The 14,198-nt window shown below is 72.0% G+C and carries 8 protein-coding genes; 4 read left to right on the plus strand and 4 right to left on the minus strand.

Going from position 1 to position 14,198, the window contains the following annotated elements; genetic code table 11:
- Positions 1 to 24: 24 nt before the first annotated feature.
- From VFZ09_RS44785 to VFZ09_RS44795, 3 genes are all read right to left on the minus strand, one after another.
- Positions 25 to 3,186: a sensor histidine kinase gene (locus tag VFZ09_RS44785; RefSeq protein ID WP_329733969.1), complete on the minus strand. Its 3,162-nt coding sequence runs from the start codon at positions 3,184 to 3,186 to the stop codon at positions 25 to 27.
- A gap of 123 nt (positions 3,187 to 3,309) precedes the next feature.
- Positions 3,310 to 4,005 carry an AMIN-like domain-containing (lipo)protein gene (locus VFZ09_RS44790; protein WP_329733970.1) on the minus strand — a complete coding sequence of 232 codons (696 nt, stop codon included), beginning with the start codon at positions 4,003 to 4,005 and terminating at the stop codon, positions 3,310 to 3,312.
- A 102-nt stretch (positions 4,006 to 4,107) separates the two neighbouring features.
- On the minus strand, positions 4,108 to 4,590 hold the full coding sequence (locus VFZ09_RS44795; protein ID WP_329733971.1) for a CHRD domain-containing protein: 483 nt from the start codon (positions 4,588 to 4,590) through the stop codon (positions 4,108 to 4,110).
- A 279-nt stretch (positions 4,591 to 4,869) separates the two neighbouring features.
- On the opposite strand from VFZ09_RS44795, the gene VFZ09_RS44800 reads away from it, so the two are divergent.
- The 3 genes from VFZ09_RS44800 to VFZ09_RS44810 all read left to right on the plus strand — a co-directional run bounded on the left by VFZ09_RS44800 (position 4,870) and on the right by VFZ09_RS44810 (position 8,893).
- Positions 4,870 to 6,162, plus strand: coding sequence for a pyridoxal phosphate-dependent aminotransferase (locus VFZ09_RS44800; RefSeq protein ID WP_329733972.1), 1,293 nt, complete (start codon positions 4,870 to 4,872; stop codon positions 6,160 to 6,162).
- A 230-nt stretch (positions 6,163 to 6,392) separates the two neighbouring features.
- Positions 6,393 to 7,691 carry an MFS transporter gene (locus tag VFZ09_RS44805; RefSeq protein WP_329733973.1) on the plus strand — a complete coding sequence of 433 codons (1,299 nt, stop codon included), beginning with the start codon at positions 6,393 to 6,395 and terminating at the stop codon, positions 7,689 to 7,691.
- A gap of 29 nt (positions 7,692 to 7,720) precedes the next feature.
- Entirely contained in the window at positions 7,721 to 8,893 is a 1,173-nt protein-coding gene (locus tag VFZ09_RS44810; protein WP_329733974.1) for an SDR family oxidoreductase, read from the plus strand.
- Positions 8,894 to 9,030: 137 nt separating this feature from the next.
- Here the strand turns inward: VFZ09_RS44810 and VFZ09_RS44815 are convergent, their stop codons facing one another.
- Entirely contained in the window at positions 9,031 to 9,462 is a 432-nt protein-coding gene (locus tag VFZ09_RS44815) for a hypothetical protein (RefSeq protein ID WP_329733975.1), read from the minus strand.
- Positions 9,463 to 9,744: 282 nt separating this feature from the next.
- Here VFZ09_RS44815 and VFZ09_RS44820 point away from each other — a divergent pair, with 282 nt between their 5' ends.
- Positions 9,745 to 14,196 carry a DNA topoisomerase 3 gene (locus VFZ09_RS44820; protein ID WP_329733976.1) on the plus strand — a complete coding sequence of 1,484 codons (4,452 nt, stop codon included), beginning with the start codon at positions 9,745 to 9,747 and terminating at the stop codon, positions 14,194 to 14,196.
- Positions 14,197 to 14,198: the final 2 nt, after the last annotated feature.

Here is a 14,198-nt window from a genome sequence, read left to right on the forward strand (position 1 = left end):
CGTGAGTCGAGCCGGGGTGGGGCCTCACCCAGCCGCCGTGGGGGCGGATGCTGCTCCGTGGGGCATGGAAACGGAGAAGGTAGTGCCCCGCCCCGGCTCGGATTGGACGTCGATATGGCCGCCGTACAGGGACACCAGGCGCGCGACCATGGCCAGCCCCAGCCCGGTGCCCGAGTGGGCCTTGGTGCTGAAGAAGGGCTGGAAGAGGTGGGCGCGGTGCTCCGGGGCGATGCCCCCCCCCGAGTCCTCCACCCACAGCACGCACGTCTCCTGCTCCCAGCGCGCCTCCACCCGCAGGCGCCGCTCGCCGCCGCCGGGCTTGTCCCGCAGCGCGTCCAGCGCGTTGAGCACCAGGTTCTTCACGATGGAGTAGGCGTGCTCCTGCCGGCCCCACCACTGGCAGCCGTCGGGCACGCGCACCTCGAGGGCCACGTCCCCCAGGGCCTCGCGCGACTCGCCGAGCACCGCCTCCACCAGGGGCCCGAGCGCCACCGGCTCCTGGCCCGGCGTCTGCCGGCCGAGCTGCGCGAATTCCAATATCTGCCGGGTGATGGCCAGCCCCCGGCCGAGCGCCGAGTCCACGTCGTGCAGCACCGTGTCCAGCTCCTCCTGCCGGGTGTTCACCTCCTGGAGGCGCCGGGCCACGGAGGCGTGCACGTCCGGGGGCAGCACGTCGCGCACCTGGAGGTAGAGGGCCATGAGCTGCTCGCTGGTGTCCGCCGGGAGGCTGGTGCCCTGGGGCCCGCGGTAGGCCCGGCCGATGAGCATCTTGGCCCCGGTGAGGGCGTTGCGCATCTCGTGGGCGAAGCCGCCGGCCATGCGCTGCTCGAGGGCGGCCTTCTCCAGGGCGAGCACGCGCTCCTGGGCACGGGAGAGCTCGGCGGTGCGCTGGGAGACGAGCTCCTTGAGCTCGGCGTTGCGCCGCTGGAGGGCGCGCTGGCGCAGGCGGAAGCCGGACAGGCCGGCCAGGCCCAGCAGCAGCAGGCTCCCGGCGGGCACCCAGGGCGAGCGCCACCACGGCGGCCGCACCACGAAGGGCAGGGAGGCCACCGGCCCCCAGGCGCCGTGGCGCAGGCGCGAGCGCACCTGGAGCTCGTAGCTTCCCGGGACGAGGCCCGCGTGGCGCAGGCGCGAGCCGGTGAGGGGACGGAAGTCCTGCTCCAGGCCCACCAGCCGCGACTGGTGCTCCACCTCGTGCTGGCCGGAGAAGGTGAGGGCCGTCACCTCCAGCTCCAGGGGGCCGGCCTCGGCGGGCAGCACCAGCCCCGGGAGGGCGGGCTCCAGCGCATCCCCCGCGCCCAGGCGCGAGAGCAGCGTGGGAGGGGGCGCCGCGGGCTCCGTCTCCAGGTGTCCGAGGAACTGGCCCAGTCCCGTGCGGGTGCCCACCCAGACGGTGCCGTCCGGCTCGGCGAGGAAGGCGCGCGGGGCGCAGTCGTCCCCGGGCAGTCCGTCCGCCTGGGTGTGGCTGGCCTCGGGCGAGTCGGCCTCGCGCGGCAGCACGTCCACGCCCCGGTCTCCTCCCACCCAGAGCCGGCCCCGGGCGTCCTCGCCCAGCAGGTGCACGGCATTGCCGCGCAGCCCCGAGGCCCGGTCCAGGTGGCGCAGGCCCTGGAGGGAGGTGCCCTCGGGGCGGAAGCACGAGAGGCCCAGCGCGTCCTCGTAGGAGACACACAGCTCGCCGGAGTGGCGCGTGGCGAGCAGGCGCACCCACGTGGCGCGCAGCCCCTGGGCCGAGGTGAAGCGCCGCGCGCCGCCCGGCTCCAGGAGGAAGAGGCCGCGCACGGTGGCGGCCCACAGCCGGCCCTGGCCATCGCGCGCGAGGTCGTTCACCGGGGCGGGCTCCTCGTGGGGCAGCAGCTCCACGGGGGCGAAGCGCACGTCCCGGCCCGTGACGGTGCCGCGGAAGAGTCCCGCGCTGGTGCCCACCCACAGGGTGGAGGGCGGCTCCCAGGCGAGCGCCTGCACCACGGCGTCCCGTAGGCCCTGGGCTCGTCCCAGGCGCAGCACCTCGCCCGTGCCCGGCTCGTAGCGCCACACCTCGCGGTCCGCGGCCAGCCACAGCGCGTCCCCGGCGGCGGGGAGGATGCGGCGCACGGCGGTGTCACGCAGCGGGGCCTCCAGTTGCCAGCCCTCGGCGGTGGCGCGCGCGAGGCCGCGCGGGGTGCCCACCCACAGCCGTCCCTTCGTATCGCGCTCCAGGGCCCACGGTGTCTCCGAGGGCAGTCCCTGGCGCTGTCCATGCCGGTGCCACAGTCCCCGCCCCGCGAGCCGGAAGAGTCCCGCGCTCCCCGCCACCCACGGCGAGCCCTCGCGGTCCACGAAGACGTGGCTCCACCACCCCGGAGGCAGGCCCTCCACGCGGCGCACGTGCTCGCCCTCCTGGTGGAAGAGGCCCTGGTTGCCCGCCCACCAGAGCGCGCCCCGCGCGTCCAGCGCGGTGGAGACGCCCAGCAGCTCGTTGCCCACGGGAGGCCCCGGCTCGAAGGCGCGCGCGCCCGGCCGCAGCACCCAGGTGCCTCGCGAGCCCCACGTCCACACCCGGCCCTCTCCGTCCCGCGCCACGCCGGCGAGCTGCTCGCGGGGCAGCCCCTCGGTGGCGCCCCACGTCCGCCACTGGCCGTCCGTGCCGCGCTGGTGCAGGGCGCCCAGGGCGGCGACGTACAGCTCGCCCGAGGACTCCACCCACAGCGCGCGCGGCAGCTCGCCCGTCCACTCGGACACCGGCTCGCAGCACTCGGGCGCCTCGCGCAGCCGGAAGAGGCCGCGCGAGGTGAGCAGCCACGCCTGGCCCCGCCCATCCAGGGCGAAGTCCTGTCCCGGCCACCCCACGCGGGAGGGCAGCTCGAAGCGTTGCCAGTGTCCCCGCCGCCAGCGCGACAGCGTGTCCGCCGCCAGGCACCAGACGTCGCCCCCGGGGCCGGCCACCAGCTCGCGGATGCCGGAGAGGCACGCCTCCTCGGCGCCGGGGACGCGTTGGAAGTGGCGCCCGTCGAAGCGGTACAGCCCCTCGTGGGTGGCCACCCAGAGGTAGCCCTCGCTGTCCTGGGTGACGACGTCCACCCGTCCCGGCTCCGGCAGCTCCACGCCGACGAAGGGCAGCTCGCCCCGGGGGGAGGCCTCCCGGGCCCACGCGTCGGAGGCGGGCCACGCCCACCACAGCAGCAGCACCACCACCCGCCATTGCATGGCTTCACGCTACCACCTCCGGGTGCTCCGCGGGCCGGCCGCGGGCCGCCTGGGCGGCGTGGGTGAAGGCCCGGCGGTTGGAGACGTCGCCGGAACTTCAGGTGTCCCGAGAGGGGCGGTGGCTCAGTACTGCACGTCCACCACGAGGCGGGTGGGCTCGCGCAGCTCCATCACCCGGTACTTGTTGGGGTGCTTCATGCCGAGCACCCAGGTGACCTCGCCCTCGAAGTCACACGTCAGCTCCAGCTCCTGGATGATGGGCAGGCCGGGCTTGCGCTCGCGCTCGGCGACGGTGACCGTGGTGCCCTCGTGGGCCTGGGCGGGCTGGACGCGGACCTGGAGCCAGCCCTGGCCGGCGATCTCGGTGGGGTCTCCCGAGCCGCACTTGATGACGGGCTTGTCCACGTACTCGATGTGGTAGCCGGGCAGCTGGTCGCCGTCGAACTGGAGCACGAGCCGGTCGAAGCCCTCGTTGCGGGCGGTGCGCACCTCGCGCAGCGTGATGGGGGCGAAGCCGGAGCGCTTGACGTCCACGAGGCCGGCGGTCCACTCGCGGTTCTTCGGGTCCTCGGGCTGGGCGGCCTGCGAGCCCGGCGGGGTGGTGCCGGGCGGGGTCCCGGCGGAGGTCCCGGCATCGGTGTCCATCCCGGGGCCCGCGTCGGGGGGCTGCGCGGCGGGAGGAGTGGGCTTCGCGGGCGTGGAGGGCTCCGCGGCGGGAGGGGGCGGGGTGGGGGTGGCCTCCTCCTTCTTGCAGGCCGCGGTGGTGAGGCAGGCGGCGAGTCCCAGCGTCGGCATCCAGCGTCCAAGCACCTTCATCATCGTCTCCTGGCGGCCCACGGGTCGGGCCGGACGGCGCCCCATGTGGCACGAGCGGCGTCCGAGTGCCAGCACGATTGGTGATGGGGAAGGACGCGGGGTGCGTCAGTCCTCTTCCTCCTTGGGAATGAGCTGGCCGCGGATCTCCCCGGCCGGGTGTCCGGTGGTGTGGACGTTGATGTAGAAGAGCCCGTCCTTGAAGGCCTTCTGCTCGGCGTCGGAGAGGTCCTTGGTGCCGGTGTAGCTGCCGTTGCGCTGATCCGTGGTGGTGATGCTGAGGTCGAGCACGACGGGGCCATTGACCCCCTGGGCGGCCTGGTGGACGTGGGCCGCGCTCTCGGTGCCGGTGGCCACCTGCAGGTCGCTCTGCAGTCCGCTGAAGGTGCCGTTGATGGTGAGCTTGTCTCCCTCGAGCTTGGCGGTGGCGATTCCCATGGTGGTGGTGGGCACCGAGGTGGGAGGGACCTCGTTGGTGCCCGAGAGCTGGGTGGTGGCCACCCAGGAATTCGAACCGCAGCCGGCCAGCGCGAGCAGCCCGGCTCCCAGCACTCCCAGCACCGTCCAGCGCTTCGTGTCACGCGTGTGCATCCGTCTCTCCTGTCTGTCCGCCAGGGCTCGTGGGGGACCCGGGGTGGGTCTGGCGCCTGGCGGCCGTCCCCGTGTCTAGAGGACTTCCGCGTCACGATCGCGCCACGGGAAGAGGGAGTGCCCGGTATCGGGCAGTCCCTTGGCCTTGCAAGAAAGGCGTGGGTCCGGGAGTTGTCCCTTCAGGGGGCGTGGAAAATCCCACGGACCGCCTGGGAGGATGTCCCCCGCCGCGTATATCGTTCGGCCGGACGCGTTCCCCCCCTTTGGAGTGAAGCACCCATGGCTCTCGACCTCACTTCCCTGCTTGGCGCTCGACGGGACGACACCGTTGGTACGATGGTGCGTGGCCTGATCGGCAGCGAAATCCTCCGCATCGCGGGGGAGATCCGCGAACTGGTGGCGCAGGGGAAACAGGTGTGCAACCTCACCGTGGGGGACTTCAGCCCTCGCGAGTTCCCCATTCCCGCGCAGATGGGTGAGGCCATCGCCGCGGCGTTGAAGGCGGGCGAGACGAACTATCCGCCCTCGGACGGTGTGCTGACGTTGCGGCAGGCGGTGGTGCGCTTCTACGAGCGGGCGCTGGGCCTGAAGTATCCGCTGGAGAGCGTGTTGATCGCCGGAGGCGCGCGGCCGGTCATCTACGCCATCTTCCGGGCGGTGGTGGACGCGGGCGAGACGGTCATCTACCCGGTGCCCTCGTGGAACAACAACCACTACTCGTACATGGTGGGGGCCAGGGCCGTGGAGGTGGTGACGAGCCCCGAGCACGGCTTCATGCCCACGGTGGAGCAACTCGCGCCGCACCTGTCCGAGGCGCGGCTGCTATGCCTGTGCAGCCCGCTCAACCCCACGGGGACGATGATTTCTCCCGAGGCGCTGAAGGACATCGGCCAGCGGGTGGTGGAGGAGAACCGCAAGCGCGAGGCGCAGGGGCGCAAGCCGCTCATCGTGATGTACGACCAGATTTACTGGACGCTGACGTTCGGGCAGGCGAAGCACGTGACGCCGCTGGAGCTGGTGCCGGAGCTGGCGCCGTACACGGTGTTCGTGGATGGCATCTCGAAGGCGTTCGCGGCGACGGGCGTGCGCGTGGGGTGGGCGGTGGGGCCGCCGTCGATCATCTCGCGGATGAAGGACGTGCTGGGGCACGTGGGGGCGTGGGCGCCCAAGGCCGAGCAGGTGGCGGTGGCGCGGTTCCTGGATGACGTGCCGGCGGTGGCGAGCTACCTGGAGACGATGAAGCGGCGGGTGGACGAGCGGCTGGTGGCGCTGCACCAGGGCTTCTCGGCGATGAAGGCGGCGGGGCTGCCGGTGCGCTCCATCGCGCCGCAGGGGGCCATCTACCTGTCGGCGCAGTTCGAGCTGATCGACAAGGCGGGGCTGAAGACGAACGACGACATCCGCAAGCTGCTGTTGGACAAGGCGGGCTTCGCGCTGGTGCCCTTCCAGGCCTTCGGGTTGAAGGCGGACACGGGGTGGTTCCGCCTGTCGGTGGGCGCCGTGTCGATGGAGGAGATCAAATCGGCACTGCCGAGGGTGGAGGCGGTGCTGCGCGAGGTGGTGGGCAGGTAGCGGTCCAGGCCCTCCCTCATGCCCTCCCTCTCCCCTCGGGAGAGGAGCCCCCCGTCGTTCAAAGGGGGGGCAAGCCCCCCGGGGTGAGGGTGCCGGGCATCCGTCCGGGTGCCCTGTGCTGGCGTGTCCCGGGCACCTCGGGAATAGTGCCGGCGTGCCGAGGTTCATGGCGGCACGCTCGGAGGGTAGCCGAGCCCTCCCCGAGCACTTCCGACACGGCACCAGCACCCATGCTCAAGAGATTCGTGAACGTGAAGGACGAGGAGGTGGGCTCGGTCCTGCTGTCCTTCGTGTACTTCTTCACGCTGATGTGTGGCTACGCCATCCTGAAGCCGCTGCGGGACGAGATGGCGACGGCGGGGGGCGTGAAGAACGTGGCGTGGGTCTTCACGGCCACGTTCGGGGTGATGCTGGTGGCGGTGCCGGCGTTCTCGGCGCTGGTGGCGCGCTGGCCGAGGCAGCGGGTCATCCCGCTCGTCTACCGCTTCTTCCTGCTCAACCTGCTGGGCTTCTTCGTGGTGCTGAAGCTGGGCGCGGTGGAGCGGGCGCTGGTGGCGCGCGTCTTCTTCGTCTGGGTGAGCGTCTACAACCTCTTCGTCGTCTCCATCTTCTGGAGCTTCATGGCGGACCTGTTCGAGAGCGAGCAGGGCCGGCGGCTCTTCGGCTTCATTGCCTCGGGGGGGACGGTGGGGATGTTGGTGGGGCCGTTCCTCGTCAACCTCCTGGCCGAGTCGCTGGGGGCCGTCAACCTGATGCTCCTCACCGCGGTGCTGCTGGAGGTGAGCGCCCAGAGCGTGCGGCGGTTGTCGCACCGGTCCGTCGTCGTGCGGCCCCGGGAGACCGCGGCCGAGGCGCCCGTGGGTGGTGGCATCTTCGACGGCTTGCGGCTGCTGTTCTCCTCGCCCCTGCTGCTGGGGTTGGGGTTGCAGATCCTCCTGTATGCCGCGACGTCCACGTTCCTCTACAACCAGCAGGCCCACATCGTGGCCTCGGTGGCCTCGGGCGCCGACGCGCGCACCGCGGCCTTCGCCAACATCGACTTCTGGGTGCAGGCGCTCACGCTCGTACTGCAGATGGTGGTGGCGGGGCGCCTCATGTCGCGCTTCGGCCTGGGGCTGGTGCTGGCGGTGGCGCCGCTGGTCACCGCCATCGGCTCGCTCTGGCTGGCGCTGGTGCCCTCCATGCTGGTGCTCATCGCCTTCAAGTCGCTGCGCGGCGCCACGCACTACTCCCTCGAGCGGCCCGCGCGCGAGGTGCTCTTCACCAGCGTGGACCGTGAGGCGAAGTACAAGTCCAAGGGCTTCATCGACACGGTGGTGTACCGCGGCAGCGACTCGGTGAGCTCCTGGCTGTACACGGGCCTGGACAAGCTGGGGATGAGCACCTCGGCGCTGTCCCTGGCCACGATTCCGCTGGCGGGCCTGTGGCTCGCGGTGTCCCTGTGGCTCGCCCGGCTCGCCCGGCAACCGCGGGACTCCGCTCCCGCCGCGACGCCCGCGCTGGCCTCCCCCGTGGACGCGGCCCGCTGACTCCGTTTCATTCGAAGAGGGGGTCACGCATGAAGTTGTCTCGCAGAGGGGTATTGCAGGGCGCCGCCGCGCTCGGGTCGCTCTGGGCCGTGGGGTGTGCTTCCACGAAGAAGGAGGGGAGTGAGGCGGCGAGGGCGTCCGCGCCGAAGGGCGGGAGCAAGCGCATCCTCATCCTCGGTGGCACGGGCTTCCTCGGGCCCCAGCTGGTGGAGGCGGCGCGCGCGCGGGGCCACACCGTCACGCTCTTCAACCGCGGCAAGACGCGGCCCCACCTCTTCCCGGACGTGGAGAAGCTGCATGGGGACCGGGATCCCCAGAACGGCGAGGGCCTGAAGGCGCTCGAGGGCCGCACCTGGGACGCCGTCGTGGACACCTCCGGGTACGTGCCGCGCGTGGTGCGCGCCTCGGCGGAGCTGCTGGCGCCCCACGTGGGCCACTACGTCTTCATCTCCACCATCTCCGTGTACAAGGAGCTGCCGCGGCCGGGCATGGACGAGGACTCGCCGCTGGCCACCGTGGACGACCCCGCCAACGAGAACGTCCGTGAGAACTACGGTGCCCTCAAGGCGCTCTGCGAGAAGGCGGTCGAGGCGGCCTTTCCCGGGCGCACCACCAACATCCGCCCGGGCCTCATCGTGGGCCCGGATGACCCCACGCAGCGTTTCACCTACTGGCCGGTGCGCGTGGCCCAGGGGGGCGAGGTGCTCGCTCCCGGCAGCGGCTCGGATTCGGCGCAGTTCATCGACGTGCGCGACCTGGCCGAGTGGACGATCCTCACCCTCGAGAACCGGGAGCTGGGCACCTTCAACGCCACGGGCCCGGCGAAGCCGCTCACCATGAAGGGGCTGCTGGAGGCCTGTAAACAGGCCAGCGGCGGCGACGCCACCTTCACCTGGGTGGACGCCGCCTTCCTGGAGAAGCACGGCGTGCGGGCGTGGATGGACATGCCGGTGTGGGTGACGCCCGGAGGGGAGATGGCGGGCATGAGCGCCGTCAGCAACGCCCGGGCGGTGGCGCGCGGCCTGAAGTTCCGCCCGGCGGTGGACACGGCACGCGACACGCTCACCTGGTTCAACGGGCTGCCCCCGGAGCGGCAGGCGGAGCTGCGGAAGCGGGCCGGCCTCCCTCCCAAGCGTGAGCGCGAGGTGCTCGCCGCCTGGCACCAGCAGCAGTCCGGCGTCGGCGCGGCCCACGCGCCCTGAGGGCGGGGAGCGGACAAAAAACAGGGGATGCCCGGGTTGAACCGGGGCATCCCCCATCACTCCGGCCTCGACTGCTCTGCCCTCCCCCTCCGCCGGGGCAGGAGTCGCCGGGCCGTCCACCTCGGAGCCGCGAGGTGCTACCAGCTGTAGATGCCACCCACATCCACGCCCAGGTCGAGCTCGTGGGCGTAGGCGGGCTCGAAGTGCTGCTCTCTGCTGAGCACGATGGGGGCCACCGCCAGCCGGGGTGAGAGTGGCCGGACCGCCGCGAGGCACGTCACCCCCGTGACCACCTCGCGCAACCCGTCCGTCACCCCTGCCTCTGCCAGCACCACCAACTGGGCGCGCTTCGCCCCCGCGAAGGACGCCAGCCGGGGTACCGTCAGCCGGTTGCCCCCATCGCGCTCGGACTGTCCGGCCATCGGAGATAGCCGGACCAGAGTCTTCATCACCGGCGCGTTCTGCTCCCCCCCCACGTGCAGCACCACCCCCGCCTTGCCGTTGCCCCGCCGCATTCCGTGGACCTGATGACGCGTCGCCTTCATGCTGTTCTCCAGCTCGCGCTGCATGGGCTCCCCTCCGTGTGGCACGCCCGTGAGCGAGATCGGTGACAGGCGGGGATAATGGCCAAGGTGCGCCCGGGAGTTTTCTTCGCGGACGCCAACCGGTTGCGTCAGGGCGCCAACCCGGGGCGGAAGCGCCTCGTGGGCGGGCCGGAGGGCGATCAATCTCACCCTGCGTGTCTGCCTGCCTGCTCTCCGAGCGAAGGGGCGGAGTGCTGAACGGCCTTGCAGGTGGGTGGGGGCGGCGGGGTATGGAACGATGTAGGCCGCGATGAGGATGGAATGAACATGGGTGACGGAGGAGGACGGGGCGTGCTGGCCGTGGTGGCGGAGAAGCCGGCCATGGCGCGCGACATCGCTCGGGCGCTGGGCGCTCGCGAGCAGGGCGACGGGTTTCTGCGCGGCAATGGCTACGTGGTGACGTGGGCCATTGGCCACCTGGTGGGGCTGGCGCAGCCGGACGAGATGCGGCCCGAGTGGAAGCGCTGGCAGCGCGAGCTGCTGCCGATGCTGCCGGGCGACTGGCCGCTGGTGGTGCAGGACAAGACGGCGAGCCAGTTCAAGGTGGTGAAGCGGGTGATGAACGCGCCCGAGGTGGACGCCGTGGTGTGCGCCACGGACGCCGGGCGCGAGGGCGAGCTCATCTTCCGCTACATCTACGAGGCGGCGGGGTGCCGCAAGCCGGTGAAGCGGCTGTGGGTGTCGTCGCTGACGGAGGGGGCCATCCGGGATGGCTTCCGCGCGTTGAAGCCGGGGCGCGAGTACGAGCCGTTGGCGGACGCGGCGAAGGGGCGGAGCCGGGCGGACTGGCTGGTGGGGATGAACCTGACGCGCCTGTACACGCTGGCGTGCGGCGGGGACATGCTCTCGGTGGGGCGGGTGCAGACGCCCACGTTGGCGATGGTGGTGGAGCGCGAGCTGGCCATCCGCGACTTCGTGCCCAAGGACTACCTGGAGATTGTGGCCACCTTCGGGCCTGCGGGCGCGGAGGGGCCGCGGGGGAGCTATCAGGGCACGTGGTTCCGTCCCGCGGAGCCGGGGAAGGAGAAGGAGTGGGACGCGCGTGAAGCCCGGCGCCTGTCCGCGGACGGCGAGGAGGCGGGGCGCATCGTCGAGCGGGTGAAGACGGGCCGCGCGGCGGTGGAGTCCGTCACCGCCGAGACGAAGCGGATGGCGGCGCCGTTGCTCTACGATTTGACGGAGCTGCAGCGTCACGCGAACCGGCTGTATGGCTACAGCGCCCAGCGGACGTTGGAGCTGGCGCAGGCGCTGTACGAGAAACACAAGCTGTTGAGCTATCCGCGTACGTCGAGCCGGCACCTGACCAGGCAGATCGCCGACACGTTGCCGGAGGTGGTGCGCGCGATTCGCGGGCCGTGGGAGGCGCTGCTGGCGCCGGAGACGGGAGTGCGCCCGTTGGGACGGCGCTTCGTGGACGACGCGAAGGTCGCGGACCACCACGCCATCATCCCCACGACGACGTCGCCGGAGAGCGCGAGGCTGACGCGGGAAGAGCGGAACATCTACGAGCTGGTGTGCCGGCGGCTGCTGGCGGCGTGGCACGAGGACTTCGTCTGGTCGGTGACGACGGTCATCACGGCGGTGACGTCGGCGCCGGAGGTGGACCGGTTCCACAGCGCGGGCACGATGGTGGTGCGCGAGGGCTGGAAGGTGCTGGACGTGGGGGGAGGGCAGAAGGCGCCGAAGCCGAGGGAGGCGGGGAAGAAGGGGAGCGAGGCGGAGGCGGAGGAGCCGGAGGACGAGCAGGAGTTGCCGCCGGGGCTGGCGAAGGGGCAGGCGAGGGTGGTGCGGGACGTGAAGCCGGTGACGAAGCGGACGAGGCCGCCGCCGCGGCTGACGGACGCGAGCCTGCTGACGGCGATGGAGACGGCGGGGCGGACGCTGGACGACAAGGAGCTGGCGGACGCGATGAGGGAGTCGGGGCTGGGGACACCGGCCACGCGGGCGGCGATCATCGAGACGTTGCTGGATCGCGGCTATCTGGTGAGGAAGGGGAAGTCGTTCGAGGCGACGGAGAAGGGAATCGGGCTGATCCGGGTGGTGCATCCGGACGTGAAGAGTCCGGCGATGACGGGGCAGTGGGAGGCGTGGCTGCATCGCATCGAGCAGGGCAGCGGGGACCTGGAGTCGTTCCTGAAGGGAATCGAGGCGTACGTCATCGAGGTGGTGGGCAATGTCCCGCCGAACCTCCCCATGCCGATGGTGGCGGCGACAACCCCCAGGACACCCACCCCCCCAAGAGGGCCAACAACCCCAAGAGGGCCAACAACCCCTCTCCCTTCGGGAGAGGGACGGGGTGAGGGTATCTCGGCTCCCAGGTTGAGCCCGCGTGAATCCCCTCTCCCTCTGGGAGAGGGTCAGGGTGAGGGTCAACCCCGTCCCCATCGCAACCAGGTCGCCACCGAGCCCCAGTCCCCACCGAGGAACACCGCGCGCCCGGCCCTGACGCGCATGTCCCCCGGACCCACTGGTCGTCCCGAGCGCACCCAGCGCCAGCCCACGAGGCCCTCCGAGCTGCGTGGCCTGCTCAAGCAGGTCTTCGGCTTCGAGGACTTCCGGCCGTACCAGGAGGCGGTGTGCCGTGCGGCGACGGAGGGCAAGGACCTGTTGCTGGTGATGCCGACGGGAGCGGGCAAGTCGCTCTGTTACCAGCTCCCGGGCCTGGCGCGAGCGGGGACGACGCTGGTCATCAGCCCGCTCATCGCACTGATGGAGGACCAGGTGGCGAGGCTCCAGTCGCTCGGCCTGGCGGCGGATCGCATCCACTCGGGGCGAGACAGAGCCACCTCGCGCCAGGTGTGCGCGGATTACCTCGAGGGGCTGCTGGATTTCCTCTTCATCGCGCCGGAGCGGCTCGGAGTGCCGGGCTTCGTGGAGCTGCTGGCCCGGCGCACGCCGGCACTCGTCGCGGTGGACGAAGCGCACTGCATCTCGCAGTGGGGTCACGACTTCCGTCCGGACTACCGCCTGTTGGGCGCGCGGCTGCCGATGCTGCGTCCCTCGCCCGTCATCGCGCTGACAGCCACGGCGACACCGGACGTCCAGCGCGACATCGTGCAGCAGCTCGGGCTCGAGGGAGCGGGAAACGCCCCCGCGCGCACCTTCATCCACGGCTTCCGGCGCACGAACATCGCCATCGAGGTGCGCGAGCTCAACCCGAGCCAGCGCTCCGACGCCATCCGTGAGCTGCTGGCGGACCCCTCGCACCGGCCGGCGATCGTCTACGCGTCCACGCGCAAGCACGCGGAGCGGTACTCGGAGGAGCTCGGAGCGGACTTCCGCACGGGCATGTACCACGCGGGCATGAGCGCGTCGGATCGGGACGAGGTGCAGACGGCGTTCCTCGGGGGCCGGCTGGAGGTCATCGTGGCGACGACGGCCTTTGGCATGGGCATCGACAAGGCGGACGTGCGCACGGTGGTGCACGCGGCGCTGCCAGCGAGCCTGGAGGGCTACTACCAGGAGCTGGGCCGCGCGGGCCGGGATGGGAAACCCTCGCGCGCGGTGCTGCTGCACTCCTTCATCGACCGGCGCACGCACGAGTTCTTCCACGAGCGAGACTACCCGGAGCCCTCGGTGCTCGAGCGCATCTACCGGGCGTCGCGCGAGGAGGCGGAGCCGAAGGAGTCGCTGGCGGCGCGGGCGCGCGTGGCGGTGGACACCTTCGACAAGGCGCTCGAGCAGCTCTGGATTCACGGCGGCGTGGAGATCAGCCCGGACGAGTCGGTGCGCCGGGGCAAGCCGGGCTGGGCGGCCTCGTACGCGGCGCAGCGCGAGCACAAGCACTCCCAGCTGGAGCACATGGCGCGCTATGCCGAGTCGCACGGGTGCCGGATGAAGCACCTGGTGGACCACTTCGGCGACCTGCAGGACACGGGCGCCGAGTGCGGCCTGTGTGACGTCTGCGCGCCCGACTCCTGCGCGACCCTGCGCTTCGGCGAGCCCACCGCCAGCGAGCTGCACGCGCTCGGGCGCATCCTCGAGGCGCTCCACGAGCGCGACGCGCAGGCCACCGGCCGGCTCCACCGCGAGCTGTTCGGCGAGGCGCTGCCCCGGCGCGACTTCGAGCGGCTCCTCGGGGGGCTGGTGCGTGCCGGGCTGGTGCGCCTGTCCGAGGACACCTTCGAGAAGGACGGCCAGAGCATCACCTTCCAGCGCGTGTCGCTCACGCCCGAGGGCCGGCGCACGCGCGAGCCCGCTCCCGGCCAGGTGCAGCTGCCCCGGCCGCCGGACGAGGCCCCCGCGCGCAAGCGCCGGGGCTCGCGGGCCAAGGGCACCCGGGCGGAAGGCGGCCGCAAGAAGGCCTCGCGCCGCAAGGAGTCCGCCTCCGGAGGCAGGAAGAAGCGCCAGGCCCTGGCGCGGGCCGAGCCCGCCTACTACGCGTACGAGGCGCAGGACGAGGCACGCCCCTCTCCGGCCCCTCGTGGCCGGGAGGCGCTGACGCGGGCCCTGGAGCGCTCGCGGCGCAGCGGGGAGACGTTGGGCGTGGGTACGCCCTCGCCCCAACTCGTGGAGGCCCTGAAGGCATGGCGGCTCGCCGAGGCCCGCCGCCGGCGCGTCCCCGCCTTCCGCATCCTCACCGACAAGGTGCTCGGGGCCATCGCCACCGCGCGTCCTCGGGACGGCCTGGCGCTGCAGCGCATCCACGGCGTCGGCCCCAAGCTGGCCGAGCGCTACGGCGAGGCCATCCTCGGCCTCGTCGGCCGCATGTCGTCCTGAAT

Origin of the sequence: Archangium sp., from assembly GCF_036277355.1 — a bacterium.
Classification (GTDB): domain Bacteria; phylum Myxococcota; class Myxococcia; order Myxococcales; family Myxococcaceae; genus Archangium.

What these genes read in the sequence shown, in the direction of transcription:
- VFZ09_RS44815 (WP_329733975.1), bottom strand. Translation starts at nt 9,462, where the DNA reads ATGCAGCGCGAGCTGGAGAACAGCATGAAGGCGACGCGTCATCAGGTC.
- VFZ09_RS44785 (WP_329733969.1), bottom strand. Translation starts at nt 3,186, where the DNA reads ATGCAATGGCGGGTGGTGGTGCTGCTGCTGTGGTGGGCGTGGCCCGCC.
- VFZ09_RS44800 (WP_329733972.1), top strand. Translation starts at nt 4,870, where the DNA reads ATGGCTCTCGACCTCACTTCCCTGCTTGGCGCTCGACGGGACGACACC.
- VFZ09_RS44820 (WP_329733976.1), top strand. Translation starts at nt 9,745, where the DNA reads ATGGGTGACGGAGGAGGACGGGGCGTGCTGGCCGTGGTGGCGGAGAAG.
- VFZ09_RS44790 (WP_329733970.1), bottom strand. Translation starts at nt 4,005, where the DNA reads ATGATGAAGGTGCTTGGACGCTGGATGCCGACGCTGGGACTCGCCGCC.
- VFZ09_RS44805 (WP_329733973.1), top strand. Translation starts at nt 6,393, where the DNA reads ATGCTCAAGAGATTCGTGAACGTGAAGGACGAGGAGGTGGGCTCGGTC.
- VFZ09_RS44795 (WP_329733971.1), bottom strand. Translation starts at nt 4,590, where the DNA reads ATGCACACGCGTGACACGAAGCGCTGGACGGTGCTGGGAGTGCTGGGA.
- VFZ09_RS44810 (WP_329733974.1), top strand. Translation starts at nt 7,721, where the DNA reads ATGAAGTTGTCTCGCAGAGGGGTATTGCAGGGCGCCGCCGCGCTCGGG.